The 24,399-nt window shown below is 68.6% G+C and carries 22 protein-coding genes; 12 read left to right on the plus strand and 10 right to left on the minus strand.

Annotated elements, in window-relative coordinates; translation table 11 throughout:
* Positions 1–37: 37 nt before the first annotated feature.
* From TSH20_RS31445 to TSH20_RS31465, 5 genes are all read right to left on the minus strand, one after another.
* On the minus strand, positions 38–1,441 hold the full coding sequence (locus TSH20_RS31445) for an alginate export family protein (RefSeq protein WP_109155652.1): 1,404 nt from the start codon (positions 1,439–1,441) through the stop codon (positions 38–40).
* A 100-nt stretch (positions 1,442–1,541) separates the two neighbouring features.
* Positions 1,542–2,471 carry a beta-xylosidase gene (locus TSH20_RS31450; RefSeq protein WP_109155653.1) on the minus strand — a complete coding sequence of 310 codons (930 nt, stop codon included), beginning with the start codon at positions 2,469–2,471 and terminating at the stop codon, positions 1,542–1,544.
* Positions 2,468–3,253 carry a TIGR04290 family methyltransferase gene (locus tag TSH20_RS31455; protein WP_109155654.1) on the minus strand — a complete coding sequence of 262 codons (786 nt, stop codon included), beginning with the start codon at positions 3,251–3,253 and terminating at the stop codon, positions 2,468–2,470. Before TSH20_RS31455 ends, TSH20_RS31450 begins: the two co-directional genes overlap by 4 nt.
* Complete coding sequence (locus TSH20_RS31460) at positions 3,250–3,858, minus strand: histidine phosphatase family protein (RefSeq protein ID WP_109155670.1); 609 nt, start codon at positions 3,856–3,858, stop codon at positions 3,250–3,252. Before TSH20_RS31460 ends, TSH20_RS31455 begins: the two co-directional genes overlap by 4 nt.
* 8 nt (positions 3,859–3,866) lie before the next feature.
* Complete coding sequence (locus TSH20_RS31465; RefSeq protein ID WP_247871115.1) at positions 3,867–4,871, minus strand: myo-inositol-1-phosphate synthase; 1,005 nt, start codon at positions 4,869–4,871, stop codon at positions 3,867–3,869.
* 439 nt (positions 4,872–5,310) lie between these two features.
* Here TSH20_RS31465 and TSH20_RS31470 point away from each other — a divergent pair, with 439 nt between their 5' ends.
* The 7 genes from TSH20_RS31470 to TSH20_RS31500 are packed head-to-tail and all read left to right on the plus strand — an operon-like array spanning position 5,311 to position 13,233.
* Positions 5,311–6,423, plus strand: a complete 1,113-nt coding sequence (locus TSH20_RS31470) for an SDR family NAD(P)-dependent oxidoreductase (protein ID WP_109155656.1) — start codon at positions 5,311–5,313, stop codon at positions 6,421–6,423.
* Complete coding sequence (locus TSH20_RS31475; protein WP_109155657.1) at positions 6,420–7,487, plus strand: SDR family NAD(P)-dependent oxidoreductase; 1,068 nt, start codon at positions 6,420–6,422, stop codon at positions 7,485–7,487. The genes TSH20_RS31470 and TSH20_RS31475 overlap by 4 nt, the downstream gene beginning before the upstream one ends.
* Positions 7,487–8,779: a TIGR04295 family B12-binding domain-containing radical SAM protein gene (locus TSH20_RS31480; protein ID WP_109155658.1), complete on the plus strand. Its 1,293-nt coding sequence runs from the start codon at positions 7,487–7,489 to the stop codon at positions 8,777–8,779. Before TSH20_RS31475 ends, TSH20_RS31480 begins: the two co-directional genes overlap by 1 nt.
* On the plus strand, positions 8,764–9,915 hold the full coding sequence (locus TSH20_RS31485) for a glycosyltransferase family 4 protein (RefSeq protein ID WP_109155659.1): 1,152 nt from the start codon (positions 8,764–8,766) through the stop codon (positions 9,913–9,915). Before TSH20_RS31480 ends, TSH20_RS31485 begins: the two co-directional genes overlap by 16 nt.
* Positions 9,912–11,036 carry a glycosyltransferase gene (locus TSH20_RS31490; protein WP_109155660.1) on the plus strand — a complete coding sequence of 375 codons (1,125 nt, stop codon included), beginning with the start codon at positions 9,912–9,914 and terminating at the stop codon, positions 11,034–11,036. The genes TSH20_RS31485 and TSH20_RS31490 overlap by 4 nt, the downstream gene beginning before the upstream one ends.
* A complete protein-coding gene (locus tag TSH20_RS31495; RefSeq protein ID WP_109155661.1) occupies positions 11,033–12,127 on the plus strand; it encodes a glycosyltransferase in 1,095 nt (364 codons plus the stop codon). Before TSH20_RS31490 ends, TSH20_RS31495 begins: the two co-directional genes overlap by 4 nt.
* Positions 12,124–13,233, plus strand: a complete 1,110-nt coding sequence (locus TSH20_RS31500) for a glycosyltransferase (RefSeq protein WP_109155662.1) — start codon at positions 12,124–12,126, stop codon at positions 13,231–13,233. Before TSH20_RS31495 ends, TSH20_RS31500 begins: the two co-directional genes overlap by 4 nt.
* A gap of 141 nt (positions 13,234–13,374) precedes the next feature.
* Here the strand turns inward: TSH20_RS31500 and TSH20_RS31505 are convergent, their stop codons facing one another.
* Entirely contained in the window at positions 13,375–14,241 is an 867-nt protein-coding gene (locus tag TSH20_RS31505; RefSeq protein ID WP_199230878.1) for a 3-hydroxybutyryl-CoA dehydrogenase, read from the minus strand.
* A gap of 328 nt (positions 14,242–14,569) precedes the next feature.
* Here TSH20_RS31505 and TSH20_RS31510 point away from each other — a divergent pair, with 328 nt between their 5' ends.
* The 3 genes from TSH20_RS31510 to TSH20_RS31520 are packed head-to-tail and all read left to right on the plus strand — an operon-like array spanning position 14,570 to position 17,295.
* Positions 14,570–15,571 (plus strand): ABC transporter substrate-binding protein, encoded by a 1,002-nt coding sequence (locus TSH20_RS31510; protein ID WP_109155663.1) that lies wholly within the window; start codon positions 14,570–14,572, stop codon positions 15,569–15,571.
* A gap of 28 nt (positions 15,572–15,599) precedes the next feature.
* Positions 15,600–16,433 (plus strand): ABC transporter permease, encoded by an 834-nt coding sequence (locus tag TSH20_RS31515; RefSeq protein WP_109155664.1) that lies wholly within the window; start codon positions 15,600–15,602, stop codon positions 16,431–16,433.
* Between the two features lie 25 nt (positions 16,434–16,458).
* Positions 16,459–17,295 carry an ABC transporter ATP-binding protein gene (locus TSH20_RS31520; RefSeq protein ID WP_109155671.1) on the plus strand — a complete coding sequence of 279 codons (837 nt, stop codon included), beginning with the start codon at positions 16,459–16,461 and terminating at the stop codon, positions 17,293–17,295.
* A 57-nt stretch (positions 17,296–17,352) separates the two neighbouring features.
* Here TSH20_RS31520 and TSH20_RS31525 read toward each other — a convergent pair whose 3' ends face one another.
* Positions 17,353–18,267 carry a LysR family transcriptional regulator gene (locus tag TSH20_RS31525; RefSeq protein ID WP_109155665.1) on the minus strand — a complete coding sequence of 305 codons (915 nt, stop codon included), beginning with the start codon at positions 18,265–18,267 and terminating at the stop codon, positions 17,353–17,355.
* A gap of 187 nt (positions 18,268–18,454) precedes the next feature.
* Here TSH20_RS31525 and TSH20_RS31530 point away from each other — a divergent pair, with 187 nt between their 5' ends.
* Entirely contained in the window at positions 18,455–18,916 is a 462-nt protein-coding gene (locus TSH20_RS31530) for a (2Fe-2S)-binding protein (protein WP_109155666.1), read from the plus strand.
* A 3-nt stretch (positions 18,917–18,919) separates the two neighbouring features.
* Entirely contained in the window at positions 18,920–21,175 is a 2,256-nt protein-coding gene (locus tag TSH20_RS31535; protein WP_199231862.1) for a xanthine dehydrogenase family protein molybdopterin-binding subunit, read from the plus strand.
* Positions 21,176–21,185: 10 nt separating this feature from the next.
* Here TSH20_RS31535 and TSH20_RS31540 read toward each other — a convergent pair whose 3' ends face one another.
* The 3 genes from TSH20_RS31540 to TSH20_RS31550 form a co-directional block, all read right to left on the minus strand.
* A complete protein-coding gene (locus tag TSH20_RS31540; RefSeq protein ID WP_199231863.1) occupies positions 21,186–21,707 on the minus strand; it encodes a hypothetical protein in 522 nt (173 codons plus the stop codon).
* A gap of 134 nt (positions 21,708–21,841) precedes the next feature.
* Positions 21,842–22,432 (minus strand): mismatch-specific DNA-glycosylase, encoded by a 591-nt coding sequence (locus tag TSH20_RS31545; protein ID WP_109155667.1) that lies wholly within the window; start codon positions 22,430–22,432, stop codon positions 21,842–21,844.
* 50 nt (positions 22,433–22,482) lie between these two features.
* On the minus strand, positions 22,483–24,177 hold the full coding sequence (locus TSH20_RS31550; protein WP_109155673.1) for a GMC family oxidoreductase: 1,695 nt from the start codon (positions 24,175–24,177) through the stop codon (positions 22,483–22,485).
* Positions 24,178–24,399 lie beyond the last annotated feature (222 nt).

The following is a 24,399-nucleotide window of genomic DNA, read 5'->3' on the forward strand; positions in this document are numbered from 1 at the left end:
CGCGCGAAACCGCGTTCGGGTCGCGGGAGCCGCGCCTTTAAAATTTGAAGACCGCCTCCATGCCGGCGAAATGGATGGTCTTGGCCGGGCCGCTGTCCTTCAGGAAGGGACCGGGGCGGAACAGCGAATAGGAGACCAGCCCCTCGAAGGAGCGGCCGGAGCTGTAGGACAGCACCAGTTCGCCCTGGGTGCCGACATAGCGCGCCCGTGACGCGGCGCCGGAGCGCAGCAGGCCGCCGGTCAGGTCGTACACCCCGTCATCCAGGCTTTCGCGCCAATAGGCGATGGCGGAGGCGGACAGGCTGAACTCGTCGGTCAGGGCGAGGTCGAGCGTCGGGTGCAGGTTCATCAGGTTATAGGGACCGATCGGCGTCAGCTCGCCGAAATATTTGGCGCGCGGGAACAGGGGGTTGAAGGTCTCCAGCCGGTCGTCGCGCGGATCGCCGTCGCCGCTGGCGATGTTGGCCTTCAGGCTGAGGCGGGGCTGCAACGGCAGCGTGGTGAAGCGATAGCCGCTGTCGGTGGCGAGCGACCAGGCACGGATGGACCCGCTGCCGAAGCGGCCGAACTGGCCCATCGCCTCCCAGTTCCAATCCCAGCCGGCGGCCTTGCCGAAGCTGCGCAGGCCGATGGTGTGGCGCAGTTCGCTGGCGCGTCCTGAGTCGAAGCTGGCGCTGCGGTTGCGGTAGCCGATGTAGTAGGCGTCCAGGCCGGCGCTGTCGGTCCAACCGAAATCAAGTGGCCGCGTGGCATAAAGCGCCCAAGCGGTGCGTTTGGCGTCGCGGCCGTCGTCGAACAGCTCCGGCGTCGGCTGGACCGGGCGGCCTAGGAAGGCGTCGATGCGCCACGGGCCGGCGCTGACGATCCCCTTCACCGCGTCAAAGGAGCGGGGCACGTTGGCGCCATAGCGGATGGAGATCAGCCGTTCCGACCCATAGGCCAGCATCTGGCGGCCGACGCGCAGCGTGCCCTGGGCATCCCCGAGCGGGGCGTTCAGGTCGGCGAAGCCCTGCATCAGGTCGATGCGGTCGGCGTCCGGCGGCGCCAGCGGATCCAGCTTGCCCGCCGTGCCGGCCATGATGAGCTGGCCGAACAGGCGAAAGCTCTGGCCGACGCGCAGGTCGGCATAGGGCAGGGCGCGCCACAGGCCGTAGGCGTCGTTGCGCGGCTCGTCCTGGCCCCAGCTGCTGTTGCGGATGGCTTCGCCGCGCAGGCGAAGCTCCAGGCCGGTGGAGAGCGAGGCGGTGCCGTCGCCGGTGACCGGGATGGCCTTGAACCGCTCCCAAAAGGCGCCGGAGCGGGCCACGGGCGAGAGCAGGTAGCGGTAATCCTCGTCGAAGCGGGTGTTGGTCAGCGGCGGTGGATTTGTCGATTGGGCCGCATAGGCCGGACCGATCCACAGCAAAAGGGCAACCGCCGCCGCGCGAAGGCGGGCCGACATGGGGCATCTCCGTTAGGGCGCTGGACTGCACCGATCCTAGGGAGATGCCCGGCGGCGTGATTGCTCCTTCCGAACCGCTTTTGCCGGTTCTGCGCGCGGCTTACCCCACTGCCGCCATCGACGCTGCCGAATCGGCCGTCCGCGTGGTGCCGTAGCGGCGGATCATCGCGGCGCAGAACTCGGCGAACTCCTCGGCCACCTGGGGCGGGCTGGTGTGGTGGGGTTCGACGCCGCGGTGTTCCGGGGTGAAGCAGAAGGTGACGGTGACGTCGAAATCGGCCAGCGCCTCCATCTGGCGGTCGAACCAATCCAGCGCATTGGGGCGGAAGCTGTCGGCCCAGGACAGGCCGGTGCGCAGGTGGCGGACACCCAGCCGCTTCAGCCACGCCACCGCCTCGTCAAGCCGGTGATCCTCGTAATGGAACCACTGGCAGATGCCCATCTGGCCGGCATAGGGGGCGAAGGCCTCCACCGCCGGTTTCGGCGTGCCGTCGGCGCGCAGAAGCCCCATGTGGAAATGGCGGTAGTAGGACGACCCCTCCGCCTCCTTGTGGCGGGTGGTGGCCTCCCAGTGGCTGGGCAGGTCGTACAGGCTGTACCAGTGGATGCGCGGCACCTTGCCGATCAGCAGCTCGGCGGTGCGCTTGACGCCCCAGGCCTGCACCTCTTCGGCGCCGAAGGAGGAGACGCCGGCCTCGGTCACCCAGATCGGCTTGTCCGTGACGGCGCGGATCTCGTCGATCTTGTTCGGCCACTCGTGGATCTGCCAGAGATTCCAGTCGAGCGGGAAGCCGTGGACCGCCACCACGTCCACCTCCTCCAGCACGCCGCGCTCGTCGAGCCGGCGGACGAAGGACGGGTCGATGGGGGACATGCCGCCCAGCACGCGGGTGATGGTGGAGTTCTCCGCCCGGATCGCCTGCCCGGCCAGGATGGTCATGCGGGCGAACAGGTCCCATTCGGGGTCGAGGTTGGGGTCCCAGTGCGACTTGTTGTTGGGCTCGTTCCAGATCTTGGCGGCTTCGATCATCCCTCGGTCCCTTTCTTCACGGCGTCTTCTTTCGGCTGGGCGGGATAGACGGCCCCGGCCTCGGTCGGGCGGTCGACACGGCGGCAGACATAGACCTCGCGTTCCGGATGTTCGGTGATGGCGAAGCCGGCGCTGCGCAGCATGGCCTCGGCGCAGGCGGCGTTGGGCGCCCACCAGTTGGTCCAGTCGCGGGCGTAGTCGTGTTCGATGAAATGCAGCTTCGGATAGCCGGGATCGTCGAAGTGATCCTGTTCGAAGAAGTCGTAGTCGGCGCGCACCGGCGCCACCTCGGCCGAGCCGCGCTGCATCGACTGGAAGATCATCAGGTCCTTGGCGACATGGTCGTGGATCAGGTCCAGCGCCAGCAGCGGATGGCGCAGGTGATAGAGCACGCCCATGAACAGCACGACGTCGAAGCTCTCGCCGAGCTTGGCGACGTCGTAGACCGACATCTTGTGGAATTCGATGTCCTGGCCGGTCACCTCGGCGGCGAATTTCGCCTGGGCCAGATAGCGGTCGTCGAAGTCGATGGCGACCACCCGGTCTGCACCGCGGCGCTTCATCTCGATCGAGTAGAAGCCGCCGTTGCAGCCGATGTCGAGCACGGTGCGGCCGGTCAGATCCTTCGGCACCGCATGCTCGAAGCGTTTCCACTTCACGTTCGGGTAGTCGTTGAGGAAATGGTTGGGCGCCGTGCGCACGCCGTTGAGGTCGATGTTGTGGAACCAGTCGCCGAGTTCTGTCACCCGTTCGCGGATCTGGTCGGCCGTCAGGCTCGTCATGCCGCACCCTCGTTGATGCTGTGGACCTTCAGCCCCCAATCGCCGGCGATCAGGACGCTGCGGGAAGCCGGGCTGATTTCGAATCGTCCGTAAAAATCCAGCGGCAGGCCCATGGCGTGGGCCAGCGCCGCCTTGATGATGTCGCCGTGACTGACCAGGGCCAGCGTGCCGCCGGGGTTGGCGCGGCGCAGCCGGTCGAGCAGCGCCGCGATCCGGGTCTGCGCCTCCGCCATCGACTCGCCGGGCGTGTCGCCGGGGGTGGGGCGGCCATGGCTGCGCGCCCGGTTCCACAGGTCCCAGGCGGGGTCGCCGTGCAGTTCCTCGAACCGCTTGCCGCTCCAGGCGCCGAGGTCGAGTTCGTTCAGCGTCGGTTCGATGGTCAGGGGAAGGGACTGCCGTTCGGCGATGGGGGTGGCGGTCTCGACCGCGCGTTCCAGCGGGCTGGACAGCACGGCGGCCAGGCGTTGTCCCGACAGGCGGTCGGCCAGCGTGTCGGCCTCCGCCCGGCCCTGGGCGCTGAGCGTCACGCCGGCCATGCGGCCGCACAGGACCGAGCCCAGCCGGTCATGCGAGCCGTGGCGGATCAGGATGAAGATGGTTTCCATGCCGCCGCTCACATCAGGCGGGTCGGCTTGGGCTCCCGCGGGAAATCCATAGGCGGCTCGCCGGCGATGAAGCGCAGCGTGCGCTCCCGCGCCTCGTGATCGGTGAACTGTTCCGGTGGCGACTTCATGAAGTAGCTGGACGGGCCGACCAGCGGGCCGGCGATGCCGCGGTCGAGCGCCAGCTTGGCGCAGCGCACCGCGTCGATGACGATGCCGGCGGAGTTCGGGCTGTCCCACACCTCCAGCTTCAGCTCCACATTCAGCGGCACGCCGCCGAAGGTCGTGCCTTCGAGCCGGATATGCGCCCATTTGCGGTCGGTCAGCCACGGCACATGGTCGCTGGGGCCGACATGCACGTCATCCGGATCGAGCGGCACGTCCAGCTGGCTGGTGACCGCCTGGGTCTTGGAGATCTTCTTCGATTCCAGACGCTCGCGTTCCAGCATGTTCTTGAAGTCGGTGTTGCCGCCGAAATTCAGCTGGTAGGTTCGGTCCAGCCGCACGCCGCGCTCGCGGAACAGGTTGGCCAGCATGCGGTGGACGATGGTGGCGCCGACCTGGCTCTTGATGTCGTCGCCGATGATCGGCAGCCCGCGTTCGGCGAAGCGCCGTGCCCAGACGGGGTTGGAAGCGATGAAGACGGGTATGCAGTTGACGAAGGCGCAGCCGGCCTCCAGCGCCTGTTCGGCATAGAATTCCGTGGCCTGCTGCGACCCGACCGGCAGGTAGGACACCAGGATGTCGGTGCCGGTGCGGCGCAGCGTTTCCGCCACGTTCACCGGCCGCTGCTCCGATTCGGTGATGTCTCCGGCGAGGTATTTTCCTATGCCGTCCAGCGTCGGCCCACGGTCGACCTGCACGCCGAAGCGCGGCGGCTTGGCGAAGCGGAAAGTATTATTAGGAGGTGCGAAAATAGCCTCTCCGACATCAGATCCCACTTTTGAGGCTGCAACATCGAAGGCCGCAGAAATCTCGATGTCTCCAACGTGATAACCGCCGATGTCGACAGTCATAAGCCCCGGGGGCGGCTCATTGGCTTTGGCGTCAGCATAATAGCATATCCCTTGTACAAAAGATGATGCACAATTCCCGACACCAGCGATTGCTACCCGGAGCTTTTTCCCAGTCACTGAGATCTCCCGTCCTTAAATGCACGTCATTTCACGGAGCGCGGATATTTGTAGACTTTAAAAGGAGTCATCGGAAGATCGGTCGTTGGTAGCAAGCCTTTTGGACGAGGTGCGCAATTTTTCACGCCGGTGTTAACGTCGACAGTACGGCCGACGTGACTCCGACAATGAGTTGCGAGCCGGTCCTGAAATAAAACCGCACAGGGTGCCCTGGGCAACTTGCGGGGACGAGCGGGGGGCTCGCGGTGTCGATGTCCGCAGGCCCTGCCCCTTGTTTCCGCACGTCAACGTCAAGAATGTTTGAAATTCCTCGGAGGGACTTGTGGGAGAGACCGTTCTCGTCACTGGCGGAGCCGGCTTCATCGGCCGCCACGTCGCCAAGGCCCTGCTTGCCCGCGGCGACCGTGTCCGGGTTCTGGACAGCCTGATCGAACAGGTGCACCCGACGCAGCAGCGCCCCGATGAACTGGACCCCGACGTGGAGCTGCTGGTCGGCGACGTGCGCGACGAGGCGATGGTGGCCCAGGCGCTGGAAGGCGTCGATTCGGTGATCCACCTCGCCGCGGAGGTCGGCGTCGGCCAGAGCATGTATGCGGTCGACCGCTACACCTCGGTGAACGACTATGGCACCGCCGTGCTGTTCCAGCGCCTGATCGATAAGCCGGTGCGCCGGGTGGTCGTCGCTTCGTCGATGAGCATCTATGGCGAGGGGCTGTACCGCACCGCCGACGGCACGCTGATGGAGGACGTCGTCCGCGGCGCCCGCAATCCGGATGGGACCTGGGATCCGCTGGACCAGCAGGGCCGGCCGCTGGTGCCGGTGCGCACCCCGGAAAGCAAGCGCCCGGCGCTGAAGTCGGTTTATGCCATCGGCAAGTACGTGCAGGAACGGCTGACCCTGACGCTGACCGCGCAGTATGGGATGGAGGGATCGGCGCTACGGCTGTGGAACGCCTATGGGCCGGGGCAGGCGCTGTCGAACCCCTACACCGGTGTGCTGGCGATCTTCGCCTCCCGCATCGCCAATCGCCAGCGCCCGATGATCTTCGAGGATGGGCAGCAGCGCCGCGACTTCGTGCATGTCCGCGACGTCGCCCGCGCCTTCCTGCTGGCGCTGGACAACCCGGCGGCCAACGGCGAGGTCTTCAACATCGGCTCCGGCGAGGAGCGCACGGTGGAGGAGGTGGCGCTGATGCAGGCCGCCTCGATGGGCCGGCCGGACCTGGCGCCGGACATCACCGGCAAGGCGCGCGCCGGCGACATCCGCCACAACATTCCCGATCTGACCAAGGCGCGCACCGTGCTGGGCTATGACCGGAAGGAGGATTTCTCCGAAGGGCTGGCCGAACTGGCCGAGTGGGTCGCCCGGCAGGAGGCGCAGGACCGCGTCGCCGACGCCCGCCGCGAACTGGAAGAGCGGGGTCTGGTGGCATGAGCGCAACCAAGAACCCGGTTCTGATCACCGGCGGTGCCGGTTTCATCGGATCGAACCTTGCCGACCGGCTGGCGTCGGACGGGCATGACGTGCTGATCTTCGACGCGCTGCGCCGTCCGGGGGTGGAGCGGAACCTGCGCTGGCTGAAGGCCCGCCACCCGTCGCGCATCAGCGCCGTCACCGCCGACCTGCGCGACGAACAGGCGCTGTCCGATGCCGCGAAGGACGCCAAGGCGGTGTTCCATCTGGCCGCCCAGGTCGCGGTGACCACCAGCATGGTCGACCCGGTCGATGATTTCGAGGTGAACATCCGCGGCACGCTCTCCCTGCTGGAGGCGGTTCGCCGAACCGGCAGGCGCACGCCGGTGATCTTCGCCAGCACCAACAAGGTCTATGGCGACCTCGCCGACGTGCCCCTGGAACTGGTGAACGACGCCTATGCGCCGGTGGATCCGGCGATCCGCGCGCATGGCGTGTCGGAGGCGCGTCCGCTCGACTTCCACACGCCCTATGGCTGCTCGAAAGGGGCGGCGGACCAGTATGTGCTGGATTACGCCCGCAGCTTCGACCTGCCGACCGCCGTGCTGCGGATGAGCTGCATCTACGGCCCGCGCCAGATGGGAACGGAGGATCAGGGCTGGGTCGCCCATTTCCTGATCCGCGCCCTGAACGGCGAGCCGATCACCATCTACGGCGACGGCCGGCAGGTGCGCGACGTGCTGTTCGCCGCCGACACGGTGCAGGCCTATGTCTCCGCCTGGGAGCGGATCGAGCAGGTGAAGGGCCGCGCCTTCAACCTGGGCGGCGGGGCGGCCAACGCCATCAGCCTGCGCCAGTTGATCGCGCACATCGAATATCTGATGGGCCGCAAGGTGGAGGTCAGCTACGGCGACTGGCGAGCGGGCGACCAGCGCTATTACGTGTCGGACACCCGCGCGGTGCGCGACGCGCTGGGACTGGCCGCGCCGACGGAGTGGAAGCGCGGCGTGGCTCTGCTGGCCGAATGGCTGCGGGCGGAGAAGAGCGGCCTGCCCGAAGCCACCCCGTCGGTGGAGGCGGCCTGATGAGGGTCGCGCTGGTCAACCCGGCCTGGAGCTTCGACCACAGCATCTATTTCGGATGCCGCGAAGCGCATCTGCCGCTGGAGCTGGGATACAGCAAAGCGCTGCTGGAGCAGGGCGGGCACGAGGTGCTGATGCTCGACGGCGCGCTGGACGGCCTGTCGAACGCGGAGATGGCGGAGCGGGTCGCCGCCTTCGCCCCCACCATGACCGTGCTGACCACGGCGCCGACCTACCTGTTCTGGCGCTGCGCCCAGCCGGAGCTGCGGGTGCCGCGCGAGTTCCTGGCGGCGCTCGACGGCCGGGGCGGGCGGACCGTCGCGGTTGGGCCGCACGGCTCCACCACCCCGGCTCCGACGCTGAGCAAGCTCGGCGTCGATCTGGTGGTGCGCGGGGAGTGCGAGGAGATCGTCGCCAAACTGGCTGACGGCGGGGCGCTGGACGACATACCAGCGCTGGCCTTCCGCCGCGACGGCGATCTGGTGGTGACCGGCGGGCCGCACGCGGCGCGCTTCACCGATCTGCCGGCGCTATCCTGGCCGGCGGAGTGGCTGCAGCGCCATCCGCACCACCACCACCGCTATGGCACCGAGCCGGTCGGGCCGGGGGCGGAGGTGGAGGCGTCGCGCGGCTGCCCCTACAACTGCAGCTTCTGCGCCAAGATCGATTTCCGCGACCAGTACCGGCGGCGCGACACCGTCCTCATCCTGGAGGAGATCGACGGGCTGATCGCGGCCGGCGTCCGCTACGTCTATTTCATCGACGAGATCTTCCTGCCCCGGCGCGACCTGTTGGAAGCGCTGGTGGAGCGGCCGATCCAGTTCGGCGTGCAGACGCGCATCGATCTGTGGAAGCCGGACATGCTCGACCTCCTGGGCGCGGCCGGCTGCGTGTCGATCGAGGCCGGGGTGGAAAGCCTGACCGAGGAAGGCCGCGCCTCGCTCGACAAGAAATGCCGGATGAGCACCGACGATCTGGCCGACCGGCTGATCCATGCCCGGCGCAGCGTGCCCTTCGTCCAGGCCAATTTGATCGCCGTGGCCGGCGACGACGCCGACATGGTCAGGACCTGGCGGGAGAAGCTGCTTGCCGCCGGGGTGTGGGCCAACGACCCGGTGCCGCTCTACCCCTATCCGGCCTCGCCGGACTACCGCCGCCTGTGGGGCGAGCCGGACGACCGGGCGTGGGAGCGGGCACACGAGCATTACCTTGGCCAGTTCGAACACCTGAGCGACATCCAGGAGGACGAGCCCTTGCCGCTGACGGAACTGGAGGCGGCATGCTCCTGCCGCTGACTGGTGCCCAGAAGAAACCGCTGCCTGCAGAACCCCCATACGTGCTGATGACGGCCGACAGTGTCGGCGGGGTGTGGACCTATGCGCTGGATCTGGCGCGTGAACTGGCAGGGCAGGGGACGCGGGTGACGCTGGCGGTGCTGGGGCCGTCGCCCCACCCCGACCAGATCGCCGCCGCCGCGGCGGTGGACGGGCTGGAACTGATCGACACCGGCTTGGCCCTGGACTGGACCGCTCCCGACGAGGCGGCCGTGCGCCGCACGGCGGAGGCGCTGGGCGATCTGGCCGCGCGGCTCGGTCCCGACGTGGTGCATCTGAACAGTCCGGCGCTGGCCGCCGACGCCGGCTTCACCATGCCGGTCGTCGGCGTCTGCCATTCCTGCATGGCGAGCTGGTGGGTGGCGGTGCGCGGCGGCGGGATGCCGGAGGATTTCCGCTGGCGGACGGAGCTGCTGCGCCGCGGCTATCAGGCCTGCGACGTGCTGGTGGCGCCCAGTGCCGCCTTTGCCGAAGCGACCGCCGCCTTGTATGGCGTGGCGGCGCCGGTGGTGGTGCGCAACGGGCGCTATGCCCGCAAGGCCGGACCGCGGCGGGCCGCGATGGGGCGGGAACGCTTCGTCTTCACCGCCGGGCGGCTGTGGGATTGCGGCAAGAACGTCGCGCTGCTGGACGCGGCGGCGAAGCTGCTGGATGTGCCGGTCTTCGCCGCCGGGCCGCTGGAAAGCCCGACCGGGCATCGGGTGGGGCTGGAGCACGCGCGGGCGCTGGGGCGGCTGGACGGCGCGTCGGTCGCCGGATGGATGGCACGGGCGCCGGTCTTCGCCTCCCTGCCGCTCTACGAGCCGTTCGGGCTGACGGTGCTGGAGGCGGCGCAGGCCGGCTGCGCGCTGGTGCTGTCGGACATCGCCAGCTTCCGCGAATTATGGGACGGCGCCGCCATCTTCACCGATCCGGGCGATGCCAAGGCGCTGGCCGCGACCCTGCGCCGGCTGCTCGACGACCCGCTGGAGGCCCGGCGGCTCGGCACCGCCGCCCGCCGCCGCTCCGCCCGCTATGACATGGACCGGCTCACCGCCGGGATGCTCGACGTCTATCGGTCGGTGACGCATCCCGTGCGTTCGGAGGTGATCGCGTGAGGATCGTCTATTTCACCCATTCGCTGGCCTCCTGCTGGAACCACGGCAACGCCCATTTCCTGCGCGGTGTCCTGCGCGACCTGATCGCCCGCGGCCATGACGTGCAGGTGCTGGAACCGGAAGGGGCCTGGAGCCTGCAGAACCTGCTTGCCGACCATGGCGAGGCGGGGCTGGACGCCTATCGCACGCTGTATCCGGAGCTGTCCTCGCGCACCATGCCGAAGGGCTTCGACGTGGAGGCGGCTTGCGACGGCGCCGATCTGGTGATCGTCCATGAATGGAACGACCCGGCCCTGGTCGCGGCCGTCGGCGAAGCGCGCAAGCGCGGCGGGCGCTTCACCCTGCTGTTCCACGACACCCATCACCGCGCGGTCAGCGATCCCAAGGCGATCAACGCCTTCGACCTGTCCGGCTATGACGGCGTGCTGGCCTTCGGCGAGACACTGGCGGCGGTCTACCGCCGCTGGGGCTGGGAAGGCCGCGTCTTCGTCTGGCACGAAGCCGCCGACATCCGGCTGTTCCACCCGCCGGCCGAAGAAGGGCCGCGCAGCGGCGCGGTGTGGATCGGCAATTGGGGCGACGGCGAGCGGACGGAGGAGCTTGAACGCTTCCTCTTCGCGCCGGCCAGGGACGCCGGGTTGCCGCTGGAGATCTACGGCGTGCGCTATCCGGCCGCCGCGCTGGCAACGCTGAAGCGCTACGGCATCGCCTACAAGGGCTGGCTGCCGAACGCGCGGGCGCCGGAGATCTTCGCCCGCCACCGCGTCACCGTCCATGTGCCGCGCCGCTTCTATGTCGACATGCTGCCGGGCATCCCGACCATCCGCGTGTTCGAGGCGCTGGCCTGCGGCATCCCCTTGGTCAGCGCGCCGTGGAGCGATTCGGAAGGGCTGTTCCGCCCCGGCCGCGATTTCCTGTTCGCCCGCTACGGCGAGGAGCTGGCCGCCCACCTGCGTGCCATCGACCGGGACGAGGGGCTGCGCGCCGAGCTGATCCGCAACGGGCTGGAGACGATCCGCGCCCGCCACACCTGCGCCCACCGCGTCGATGAGCTGCTGACCATCGTCGGCAGCCTGCGCGGCAATGAAAAAGAACCGGTCCTTGAGGAGTCCGCCCGATGAAGATGGCCTTTTACGGGTCCAGCCTGCTGTCCTCATACTGGAACGGCGCGGCCACCTATTACCGCGGCATGCTGAGCGAACTGGCCAAGCATGGCTGGGACATCACCTTTTACGAGCCGGACGCCTTCGACCGCCAGAAGCACCGCGACATCGAGCCGCCGGACTACGCCAAGGTCGTCGTCTATGACGCCACGCCCGAGGCCTGCCGTGCGGTGATCGCCGAAGCGGTGAAGGCCGACGTGGTGGTGAAGGCGAATGGCGTCGGCGTCTTCGACGACGAACTGCTGGACGGCGTGATGGATGCCGCCAACCCGCAGGCGCTGCGCATCTATTGGGACGTGGACGCCCCGGCGACGCTGGCGGAGCTGCGGCAGGCGCCCGACCATGTGCTGCGCCGCCGCCTGCCGGAGCTGGACTTCGTGCTGACCTATGGCGGCGGGCCGCCGGTGGTGACGGCCTATGAGGCGATGGGGGCGCCGGTCTGCCGGCCGGTCTACAACGCACTGGACCCGTCGACCCACCATCCGGTGCCGCCGCAGGACCGCTTCCGCGCCGACCTGAACTTCCTCGGCAACCGGCTGCCCGACCGCGAGGCGCGGGTGGAACGCTTCTTCCTGGAGCCGGCGGCGCGCAATCATGACGCCCGCTACATCATCGGCGGCAGCGGCTGGGAGACCAAGGGGCTGCCGGCCAACGTCACCCACATCGGCCATGTCGGCACCGCCGACCACAACGCCTTCAACACCTCGGCCAAGGCGGTGCTGAACATCGCACGCGACAGCATGGCGGAGGTCGGCTTCTCCCCCGCCACCCGCGTGTTCGAGGCGGCCGGCGCCGGTGCCTGCCTGATCACCGACGCCTGGGAGGGGGTGGAACTGTTCCTGGCCCCGGATGAGGAGGTGCTGGTCGCCCGCGACGGGCAGGACGTGACCGAGCATCTGCGCGCCCTGACGCCGGAACGCTCCCGCGCCATCGGCGAGGCGGCGCGGCGCCGCATCCTGGCCGGCCACACCTATGCCCGCCGGGCGGTCGAGGTGGACCAGCTGTTGCGCGGCGCGCTGGCCGCCCGCCGGGAACGGAGCGCGGCATGAAGCTGGTCGTTTTGGGGCTCAGCCTGTCCTCCTCCTGGGGCAACGGCCACGCCACCACCTTCCGCGCGCTGCTGAAATCCTTCGCGGCGCGCGGGCACGAGATCCTGTTCCTGGAGCGGGACGTTCCCTGGTACGCCGACAACCGCGACCTGCCGAATCCGGGCTGGTGCGAACTGGCCTTCTACACCGACCTTGAGGATCTGAAGCGCTTCACCGCTGCGGTCGCCGGGGCGGATGCGGTGCTGGTGGGATCTTACGTGCCGGAAGGTGTCGCGGTCGGACGCTGGGCGCAGGAGACGGCGCGGGGCGTGGTGGCCTTCTACGACATCGACACGCCGGTGACGCTGGCGAAGCTGGAGCGCGGCGACTACGAGTATCTCGCCCCGGAGGTCATCCCCGGCTTTGATGTGTATTTCTCCTTCACCGGCGGGCCGACGCTCGACCGGCTGATGGAGCGGTACGGCTCGCCGGCGGCGCGGGCGCTTTATTGCTCGGTGGATGCGGAGGCCTATGCGCCGATGCCGGTGTCCAAGCGTTGGGACCTCAGCTATCTCGGCACCTACAGCATCGACCGCCAGCCGACGCTGGACCGCCTGCTGCTGGAGCCGGCACGCCGGGCGCCGGAGCTGCGCTTCGTCGTGGCCGGGCCGCAGTATCCCGACGACATCGTCTGGCCCGCGAATGTGGAGCGGCTGCACCATGTGCCGCCGGCCGACCACCCGGCCTTCTACGCGGCGAGCCGCTTCACGCTGAACGTGACGCGCGAGGACATGATCCGCGCCGGCTACAGCCCCAGCGTCCGCCTGTTCGAAGCGGCAGCCTGCGCCACGCCGATCATCTCCGACATCTGGGACGGCATCGACACGCTGCTGGAGCCGGGGCGGGAGATCATCCTGGCCGAAAGCGCCGGCGAGGTGCTGGAGGTGCTGCGCCGCCCGGCGGCGGAGGGCGAGATCGGCGAGCAGGCGCGTCGGCGCATCCTGGCCGCGCACACGGCGGCGCACCGGGCCGAGACGCTGGAGCGCGAACTGGTCGCGGCGATGGAGCGCGGGCGTGCCCCCACCCCAACCCTCCCCCGCTGGGCGGGGGAGGGGGCAGGCGCTTGAGCGGAACAGTGGCGGCAGTCCCCTCCCCTGCGAAGCTCTCGCACAAAGCTTCGCTTTGTGCTGACGCGACAGGCGGACCGTAGGTCCGCTGAGAGCGGGGGAGGGTTAGGGTGGGGGTCTAACTTCCCCCACCCCCTTAGCTCACTTGCTGTAGTCGTAGAAGCCGCGGCCGGTCTTGCGGCCGAGGAAGCCGGCGTCGACCATCTCCTTCAGCAGCGGGGCCGGGCGGTACTTCGGATCGTTGAAGCCTTCATAGAAGACCTCCATCACCGACAGCATGGTGTCCAGACCGATCAGATCGGCGAGCGCCAACGGGCCGATCGGGTGGTTGCAGCCGGCCTTCATGCCGGCGTCGATGTCCTCGGCCGTGGCGATGCCTTCCTGCAGCGCGAAGATCGCCTCGTTGATCATCGGGCAGAGGATGCGGTTGACGGCGAAGCCGGGGCTGTTCTTCGCGGTGATCGGCGACTTGCCGACGCGCTTGGCGAAGGCCATCGCCTTGGCGTGGGTGTCGTCGCTGGTCTGGATGCCGCGGATGATCTCCAACAGCGCCATCAGCGGCACCGGGTTGAAGAAGTGCAGGCCGATGAAGCGGTCCGGACGGTCGGTGGCCGTCGCCAGCTTGGTGATGGAGATCGACGAGGTGTTGGTGGCGACCAGCGCCTCCGGCTTCAGGGTCGCGCAGAGATCCTTCAGGATCTTGACCTTCAGGTCCTCGTTCTCGGTCGCGGCCTCGATCACCAGATCGCAAGCAGCCAGCTTCGACTTGTCGGTGGTGGCGGTGATGCGCGCCAGGGCCGCTTCGCGGTCGGCGGCGGTCATCTTCTCCTTCTTGACCAGACGGTCCAGGCTGCCGGCAACGGTCGACAGGCCGCGCTGCACCGCTGCTTCGGAGATGTCGGTCATCACCACCGTCAGGCCGGCGACGGCGCAGACCTGGGCGATGCCGTTACCCATCTGTCCGGCGCCGATGACGCCGATGGTCTCGATTCCCATGCTCTCGGCCATGTTTCTTGTCCCTATCGTTGAGCGCGTGCGTTGGTTCGCAGATGCAGCATCTTCTACACGTTTTTTCGTTGCGCTGCGATGACTTGTCGTATGCGGCAAGGCGGGCTTCCACCTGGCGCGGCGACCTGCCGCAGCCCTGCCATCGGCGGAAATCCGCCGACTGCTGGAGCCGCGACGGCGGATTTCCGCCGAAAGAAGCTGTGACCGGAAAGGCCGGGTCCAGGCTTTTCAACTGTTTGCGCAGCGAACTGATTATGGCACGCCGCTTGCTCTCTTCCTGGTCAACCGCGGCGACGGGTCGCGGACCAAGCCCCATGGGAGAGACCAGATGCTCAGGAAGACCCTGCTTGCCGCCACCGCCTTCGCCGCTGCCGCGCTCGCCACCCAGGCCGCCTCGGCCGCCGATCTGGTCCGACTCGGCAACCTGAAATTCGCCCATTACGGCGCGGTTTCCTACATGAAGGAGATCGCCGGCAAGTACGACCTGAAGATCGAGGAGCGGGTCTTCGCCAAGGGCATCGACATCCTGCCGGCCATCGTGGCGGGCGAGATCGACGTCGCCGCCAGCGCCGTCGACGCCGCCATCGCCGGCCGCGCGTCCGGCGTGCCGATCTATGCGGTGGCCGGCTTCGCCAAGGGTGGCGCCCGCATCGTCGCCAAACCGGACGCCGGCATCAAGAGCATCGCCGACCTGAAGGGCAAGAAGGTCGCTACCCCGCGCGGCGGCGCCCAGGAGCTGATCCTGCTGGCCGAGCTGTCGAAGCATGGGCTGAGCTGGTCCGACCGTCCGGGCAAGGACGTGCAGATCGTCTACATGGCCTACGCCGACATGAATCAGGCCCTGCTGGCCGGCAGCATCGACGCCATGTCGCAGTCCGAACCGCAGTCGAGCCAAGCCATCAACAAGGGCTTCGGCGTCGAGGTGGTGAAGCCCTACGACACCGAGCTGGGCGAGCCGGTGCGGTCGCTGGTGGTCACCGAGGATTTCTACAAGAAGAAGCCGGACGTCGCCCAGCGGCTGGTCCGCTGCTTCGTCGAGGCGACGGCGACCTTCATCGCCAACCCCGATCTGGCCGAGACCTATGTCCGCGAGAAGATGTTCAAGGGTCAGCTGAGCAGCCAGGACTTCAAGGACGCCATCGGCAACTCGCCCTATAGCTACGACATCTCGGTCCATCACGTGCAGGTCACGACCGACATGATGCAGAAGTTCGGCGTCGGCCGCATGGACACCCCGCCGAAGGCCGAGGATTGGGTGAAGCTGGACCTGCTGGAGAAGGCGAAGGCCACCACCAAGGCGGCTGATGCCGGCACCGTGAAGGCGAACTGAGCCACACCCAGCGGAAGGAGGACGCCCGATGTCCCAAGCCAAGCCCCGTTTCTCGCCCGCCGCCGTCGCGCGCGGCGCCCTGGTTCCGGTCCTCGCCATCGCGCTGTGGCAGGCCCTGTCCAGTTCCGGCCTGATCAATCAAGTGGTTCTGCCGTCGCCCGTCGCGGTGGTGGAGCGCTGGTGGGCCTATCTGCTGCCGACCGAGCCCTATGATCCGGCGCAATCCAGCTGGATCCTGTGGGCGCTGTCGGGCGAGATGCTGTTCGACGCCTGGTCCAGCCTGTACCGCGTGGTGCTGGGCTTCGCCGTCGGCGCCGGGCTGGCCCTTCCGCTGGGTCTCGCCATGGGCGCCAACCCGCGCATCTACGCGCTGTTCGATCCGCTGATGCAGGTGCTGCGGCCGATCCCGCCCATCGCCTACATCCCGCTGTCGATCCTGTGGTTCGGGCTGGGCAACCCGCCGGCAATCTTTCTGATCGCCATCGGCGCCTTCTTCCCGGTGCTGATGAACACCATCGCCGGGGTGCGCCATGTCGACGGCATCTATCTGCGCGCCGCCCGCAATCTGGGCGCCGGCCGGCTGACCATGTTCGTCCGCGTCATCCTGCCGGCCGCCACCCCCTATATCCTGGCCGGCGCCCGGATCGGCATCGGCACCGCCTTCATCGTCGTCATCGTGTCGGAGATGATCGCCGTCAACTCCGGCCTCGGCTTCCGCATCCTGGAAGCGCGCGAGTTCATGTGGTCCGACAAGATCATCGCCGGGATGTTCACCATCGGCCTGCTGGGTCTCGCCATCGACATCGGCATGAACCGCCTGAACAACCACCTTCTGCGCTGGCACCGCGGGCTTGAGAATTGATGGGGAGGGACTGGAGATGATGTCCATGCTGAAGACCGTTGCCGACACCACGCCCGTTCCCGACGCCGCGCCCGTGCAGATCCAGGTGCGCGGGGTGGAGAAGACCTTCTCCGTCGGTGCGCAGAAGATCGTCGCCCTGCAGAACATCGATCTCGACATCCGCAAGGGCGAGTTCGTCTGCCTGCTGGGGCCGTCGGGCTGCGGCAAGTCCACGCTGCTGAACGCGGTGGCCGGGTTCCAGCCGCCGACGAAGGGCACCGTCACCGTCGATGGCCGCACCATCACCGAACCCGGTCCCGACCGCGGCATGGTGTTCCAGGAATATGCCCTGTTTCCCTGGATGACGGTGGCGCAGAACGTCGCCTTCGGCCTGGAGATCAAGGGGATGTCCAAGGCCGAGATCGCGGAGCGGGTGGAGTGGCTGCTGCAGAAGCTGCACCTGCAGGACTTCCGCAACCGCTTCCCCAAGGATCTGTCGGGCGGCATGCGCCAGCGCGTCGCCATCGCCCGCGTACTGGCGCTCGACAGCCCGATCCTGCTGATGGACGAGCCGTTCGGCGCGCTCGACGCCCTGACCCGCCGCACCCTTCAGGACGAGTTGCTGCGCATCTGGGAGGAGGTCGGCAAGACCATCCTGTTCGTCACCCACTCCATTGAGGAGAGCATCTATCTGGCCGACCGCATCATCGTGATGACCTACCGGCCGGGCACCATAAAGCGCGACGTGCTGGTCGACATGCCGCGTCCCCGCGACGGCTCCGCCCCGGAGTTCAACCGCCTGAAGCGCGAGCTGTCCCAGATGGTGATGGAGGAGCAGCAGCGCTTCAGCCAGGACGAGATCCGGTCGATTACGGCGGATTGAGGGACGGCGGACAGGACGGCAAAGGAGGGGCGCCCCGATGTGGGCGCCCTTTTCATGTCAGAGCTTCGCCGCTTCCTCGGCCATCCGTTGCCGCAGCCAGCCGTGGGAGGGGGAGCCGGTGTTGCGGCGGTGCCAGATCATCGACACCTCGTAGTCGCCGACGTCGAAGGGCAGCGGGCTGGTGGCGAGCCCCAGCGCATCGGCGCACAACTGGGCCAGCCGGGCGGGCAGCGAGGTCAGCATCGGCGCCTGGGTCAGGATCATCGGGATCGCCAGGAACTGGGTGGTGGATGCGGCGACGCGCCGCCTTGTGCCCAGCGCCGCCAGTTCGTCGTCGATGAAGCTGGTCAGGCCGCCGCGCAACGACGGCATCAGGTGCGGATAGCGGGTGTAATCCTCCAGCCCGATCGGCGGGGTGACGGGCACGAGCGCCGGGTTGAACAGGCAGACATGGGTTTCCCGGTACAGCACCTGCCGGTCGTGCCAGCGCCGCAGCTCCGGCAGATAGCCGATGGCGAGGTCCAGCGTGCCGTCGTCCAGCGCGTTCAGCATGGCGTCGGGATCGAGGCTGAGCAGCGAGACCGTGACGCGCTGGTTGCCCTCCACCGCATCGCGCAGGATGCCGGTCAGCAGCACCGCCTGCATCGAATCGGAGGTGGAGATGGTGAAGTTCCGCTCCTCCCGCTGGGGATCGAAATCCTCCTCCGCCGACAGGGCGCGGGCGGCCCCCACCAGCAGGTCGCGCAGCGGTTCGGCCAGACGCTGGGCGCGCGGCGTCGGCTCCATCCGGTTGCCGGTGCGCACGAACAGCGGGTCGCCGACCAGCGTGCGCAGCCGGGCCAGCGCGTGGCTGACCGCCGACTGGCTGACACCCAGCGCGTCGGCGGCGCGGGAGACGTTGCGGGTCTCCAAGAGCGCGTCGAACACCTTGATGAGGTTGAGGTCGAGCGCAGGGTTATGAATTGCCTTCATGACGATATGAACCAAAGCCACCTACTTCATTGTGCACTGGACGGTGTATTCTGTCGAGGCAGAGCTGACCCAGCAGCCGACAATCAAAAAACTTTCAATTCCTAGCCAACGCCCATAGCCGGGCAGCGGACCTGTCGTCGCCCCCAAAAAGCCGGCGGTTCCGTTCAGGGAGAAAGAGGCAAGAGCCATGGTTCGCATCAACGTCAACGGCGAGGAGCGTCAGGTCGACGTTCCGGAGGACATGCCGCTCCTGTGGGTTCTGCGGGACGAGCTGAACATGACCGGCACCAAGTTCGGTTGCGGCATCGCCCAGTGCGGCGCCTGCACCGTCCATGTCGACGGCACGCCGACCCGCGCCTGCCAGACCCCCGTCAGCATGCTGACGCCGGACAGCAAGATCACCACCATCGAGGGCGTGAAGGGCAAGGCCGCCCAGGCCGTCCAGGCGGCATGGCAGAAGCTGGACGTCGTCCAGTGCGGCTATTGCCAGTCGGGCCAGATCATGAGCGCCATCGCGCTGCTGACCGACAACCAGAACCCCACCGACCAGGACATCGACTCGGCGATGGACGGCAATGTCTGCCGCTGCGCCACCTATGTCCGCATCCGCGCGGCGATCAAGGATGCCGCCCAGACGATGAGGGCCTGATCCATGCTGCATCATCTGATCCGTCACGCCGCCGAGCATGGGTTTCCGGAGTCCGGTTTCGCTCCCGGTCCGCTGCCGGCCCCCTCGCGCCGCGGCTTCCTGAAGGCCATCGGCGTCGGGGCCGGCGCGCTGGTCATCGGCGCGCATCTGCCCATGCCGGCGCTGGCCGCCGAAGCCGCGCCGAAGATCGTCGGGCCCGCCGACCCGCGCCCGCACGCCTTCATCATCGTCGCGCCGGACAACACGGTCACCGTGCTGGCCAAGCATCTGGACAAGGGCCAGGGCATCGTCACCGGCCTCGCCACCATCGCGGCGGAGGAGCTTGACGCCGACTGGTCCCAGGTGCGCGGCGCCTTCGCTCCGGCCAACCAGAAGCTGTATGCCAACCACTTCTTCGGCGTGCAGGGCACCGGCGGCTCCACCGCCGTCGCCAACAGCTGGGACGAGCTGCGCATGGCCGGCGCCGCCGCCCGCGCCATGCTGGTCGCCGCCGCAGCCGCGCGCTGGAACGTGCCGGCCGGCGAGGTGACGGTGTCGAAGGGCGTGGTCCGCCATGCCGCCAGCAACCGCAGCCTGACCTTCGGCGAACTGGCGGAAGAGGCGGCGAAGCTGCCGGTGCCGCAGCAGGTCAAGCTGAAGGACCAGAAGGACTATGTGCTGATCGGCAATCCGGACCTGCATCGTCTGGACCATGTCAGCAAGACCAACGGCACCGCCATCTTCGCCATGGACATCCGCCGTCCCGGTCAGGTGACGGCGGTGCTGGCCCGCAGCCCGCGCTTCGGCGGTACGGTGAAGAGCGTCGATGACGCCGCCGCCCGCAAGGTGCCGGGCGTCATCGAGGTGCTGACCCTGCCGGTCGGCGTCGCGGTGATCGCCAAGAACACCTGGGCCGCCATCAAGGGCCGCGAGGCGCTGACGGTCGCCTGGGACGACGCCAAGGCCGAGACGCGCGGCACCGACGCGATGCTGGCCGACTACCGCAAGGCGGCGGAGAAGCCGGGTGACGTCGCCGCCGCCAAGGGCGATGCGGAGAAGGCGATCGCCGACGCCAAGGCCAAGGGCGGCCATGTAGTGGAAGGCGAGTTCGTCTTCCCCTACCTCGCCCATGCGCCGATGGAGCCGCTGAACGCCGTGGTGGCGCTGGACCCGGAGGGTGGCTGCACCATCTGGGCCGGGTCGCAGTTCCAGACGGTCGAGCAGATGGTCGCCGCCCACATCCTGGGCTGCAAGCCGGAGCAGGTGAAGATCGAGACCCAGTGGGCCGGCGGCAGCTTCGGCCGGCGCGCCACCCCCAGCGCCGACTACATCGCCGAGGCGGTCACCATCGCCAAGGCCTATCCCAAGGCTCCGGTGCATCTGGTCTGGACGCGGGAGGACGACATCAAGGGTGGCCGTTACCGTCCGCTGGTCCTGCACCGGGTCACGGCGGCGGTCGATGCCAAGGGCGATCTGGTCGGCTGGAAGCAGCGCATCGTCGGCCAGAGCTTCATGGCCGGCACGCCGTTCGAGGCGGTGATGGTCAAGAACGGCGTCGATGCGACGATGGTCGAGGGCGCCTCGGACATGGCCTATCCGGTGGCGAACCTCGCGGTCGACGCGCACACCGTCGCCTCGCCGGTCACGACGCTGTGGTGGCGTTCGGTCGGGCACACCCACACGGCTTATGCCAAGGAGGTGATGATCGACCGCCTCGCCAAGGCGGCCGGCAAGGACCCGGTGGCCTTCCGCATGGAGATGCTGAAGGACCATCCGCGTCTGGCCGGCGTGCTGAAGCTGGCGGCGGAGAAGGCCGGCTGGGGACAGCCGCTGCCGCAGGGCAAGGGCCGCGGCGTCGCCGTGCATGAAAGCTTCAACACCTATGTCGCCCATGTCGCCGACGTGTCGGTCGACGCCAAGGGGCAGATCAAGGTCGACCGCGTCGTCGTCGCCGTCGATTGCGGCGAGGTCGTCAACCCCGACATCGTCAAGGCGCAGATGGAGGGCGGTGCCGGCTGGGGCATCGGCCATGCGCTGCGCGACGAGATCACCATGACCGACGGCAAGGTGGATCAGGCCAACTTCGACAGCTATCTGCCGATGCGGATGTCGGACATGCCGGTGGTGGAGGTCCACATCGTGCCGTCGCACGAACGGCCGACCGGCGCCGGCGAACCCGGCGTCCCGACCGTGGCGCCGGCGGTGGCGAACGCCGTCTTCTCGGTGACCGGACAGCCGCTGCAGACGCTGCCCTTCAGCCGTGGCGGCATCGTCAGCTGAGTAGGGGCGGCTAGGGTGAGGCCGACTTGGTCTCCGCCGTCAATTGGGCGGGGACCGATTGGGCCGAGGTCAGTTGCGGGGGCGGTGCGATGCTGACCGCCCCTATGCTGGCAGTCCGGGCGGTGGCGGGAATCGCTACCGCCCGGCGGCGGGGCCACCCCTGGTCCACCAGCAGCCTCACCGCGGGATCGACCTGCATCGGACCGGTGGGGACGGATGTCTCCGCCGGTTCTTTTTTGCGCGGAGGCTCGATGCGCAGAAGCCGGGCGAGCCGCAAGGATTGGACGACCGGAATAGACGGCCGGGGAAGTTGCGGTCCCCAGGGGTCCGTTACTGCGGTCGCCGTGCCGGTCGCCGTCAGGGTAGGCGTCAGCGCCGTGAGGTAGAAGGCGGCGCGCAGCACTCCGGCCAGCAGCAGGACGGCCAGCGCCAGCACTGCCCAATGACGGCGGCGTAGCTGCCGGGCGACCATGTCGGTCTCCGGCGCGGGCAGTGGGTCGTGGCGGGTGCTGTGGCGGTGTATGGCGGTCATGCGGGGCACAGCATCGCTCAAGGCGGTGCCGATGCCCCCAGCCTTTCCCGGCGAACCGCCAGGGCAGGGGGATTGCCACCCGCGTTCCCCCACCGCCTGCCGGCATTCCCCGTCCGGATCGTTATCTCTACCGCCTAGCCAGGAATTGCAAAGGAGCCGGGACGCCGCCGCCCGATCTCGGCCCGCACCTCGCGGAACCAGCGCAGCTTTTCCTCGAAGGGCAGGCGGGCGAGGCCGCTGGGGGAGGGCACCACCACGTCGGCAACGCCGTCGAACAGGCCGCAGTCCTGCACGCCCCAGGGGGCGTCGGGCAGGCCGGTCGCCGCCAGATAGACGCCCTTGCCGGTATAGGCCAGCACCCGCGGCCGGACGAAGGCGACGATCCGCGCCAGCCGGGGCACCCCGCCGCGCAGTTCCGCCCGCGACAGCTCTGCGGCGCTGGCGGTGGCGCGGGCGACGAGGTTGGTGGAGCCGAGCCCGATGGCCGGCAGGGTCACGTCCTCCTCCGGCCGGTAGAGGCGCGGGGTCAGGCCGGCCTCGGCCAGCAGGCGCCAGAACTGATTGCCGCGCCCGGCGTAATGATGGCCGAGCGCCCCCGACCGCAAACCGGGATTGAAGCCGACGAACAGGCAGTCCAAACCCGGCGCCACGATGTCCGGCAGCGGACCGTCCGGCAGCGGCAACCCCTCCGGACGTGGGGCCGGGACATCGTCGAACAGATCCATGGTGAAATCCTCTCCGCGAAGGAGAGGAATATAGGATGCCGCCGCCCCGCTCAAAGCGAGGCGGCGACCGCGGGAGCGGGCGGACTGCTGCGTTCGTCCTGCAGCAGGGCGAGGATGCGGTCGGTCATCCGCAGGGCGAGCGCGACGATGGTCATGGTCGGATGGTCCGCCCCCATGGTCGGGAAGACGGAGCTGCCGGCGACATAGAGATTGCCGACGCCATGGACCCGGCCGTCCGGATCGACCACGCCGTGGCGCGGCGATTCATGCATGCGGGTGGTGCCCATATGGTGCCAGCACCAGCCGACATCGGCCATCGTCGCCTCGGCCGACGCCTCGCCCCCGTCCTCCACGGTGATCAGGCCGCGGTGCAGCAGGTCCTCGCGCAGCAGGCGCTGGGTCTCGGTGGCGCCCCGGCGGTCCTGATCGGTCAGGCGCCAGTCCACCCGCGGCAGGTTGCAACCGAACGGGTCGGTGGCGTGGTCCAGCGTCACCCGGCTGTCGGGGTTGGGCACCGGCTCCAGCACCGTTTCCAGGGTGAAGCGGCGAGACAGCCAGCCGGGGTCGATGGTGCTGTCGAACAGCGCATGGGTCAGCTGCGGCAGGCTGCGCAGGATGCGCGGGCCGGCATTGCGAAGCAGGCTCGCCGCCTCGTCCTCCGACACGCCGAAGCGGCGGCAGCTGTGGCGCGAGGGCAGGAGCCGCAGGTCGCGCATCGCCTTGAAGGCGTCCAGCGCCCCGGAATGGTAGGAGGCGACGAGATATGTGCGCGAGTTGGGCAGCCCGTGCCGTTCCTGAAGCTCCGCCGTCGGCGACAGCGCCAGCGCGATCGACGGATGGGGCCGGCGCAGCCGCCGCCGGGCGAGGCACAGGCTGACGTCGTAGAGCGTGCGGTGCTGCCCCTGCCGGGTCAGGCGGATCGGCGAGGTCTTGAAGCGCGGGTGGTCGGCGAAATAGCGGCCGACCAGATCGTTGCCGTTGCCCAGCCCCGCAGCCTGCACCTTGTTGGACAGCAGCAGGATGCGCGCATTCTCGATCCCGCCGCAGCCCAGCACGAACAGCCGGGCGCCGACGGTGAAGCTGGGGCCGGCCAGCGTGCGGACCTGCACCCGTTCCACCGCGGTGGCGGTCGGGTTGGTGTCCAGCCCGGTGACGTTGGCGTTGAGGAAGGCGGTGATGTTGGCCGCCCGCCCGATCTCGGCGCGATAGGCCTCGCCCATGCGGATCGGCGGGCTGAGCTGGGCGACGCGGTTCTCGAAATCGCTGCCGCCATTGCCGTCGTTTTCCAGCGGGATCAGCGCCGTTTTCGGCCCGCCGACCCGCTCCATCCAGAAATCGTTGTCGTACTGGAAGGGACCGAGGCCGAGCACGTCGTGGGAGCGCTCGTAATAGGGCATCAGCGTGTCGCGCGGGATCGGCCAGCCGCTGCCGGGCATCCAGGGGCGCTCGGCGAAATCGCCCGGCTCCAGCGGACGGGAAAAGCCGCCCCAGCAATTGGTGCTGCCGCCCAGATAGCGGCTGCGCGCGGTGGTCAGCCGTTCGTAGGGCAGGCCGACGTTGCGGCCGGCGTACAGCGCCTGGGAGATGCCGTCGACCTCCAGCCCACCGCCTTCCAGCAGGACGACGCTCAAGCTGCCGCCCGCCAGTTCGCGCGCGATGGTCAGGCCGGCGGCACCGCCACCGATCACGCACAGATCGCAGTCGATGTGCGTGCCGTTCAGGACATGGCGGGCGTCACGAAGCAAGCGGGCCTCCAAACAGGGGTCATAGACCACCCTTCTTGCCCCGGACGCGCGGCCTAGGCCGAGTGCTCTTTCGGCTATACCCCCGGCGCGTCCCCATTGGCCGAATCGGCACACAAGCGCGGCACCCCGGACGAACCGGACGGGGTGGTCCGGATGGGTGGGGGATGGGTGGGGGGGGCCGGCCAGTCTGCCGGGTGGAAGGGAACGACCGCCGCGCTCGAC

It is taken from the genome of Azospirillum sp. TSH20 (genome assembly GCF_003115935.1).
Classification (GTDB): domain Bacteria; phylum Pseudomonadota; class Alphaproteobacteria; order Azospirillales; family Azospirillaceae; genus Azospirillum.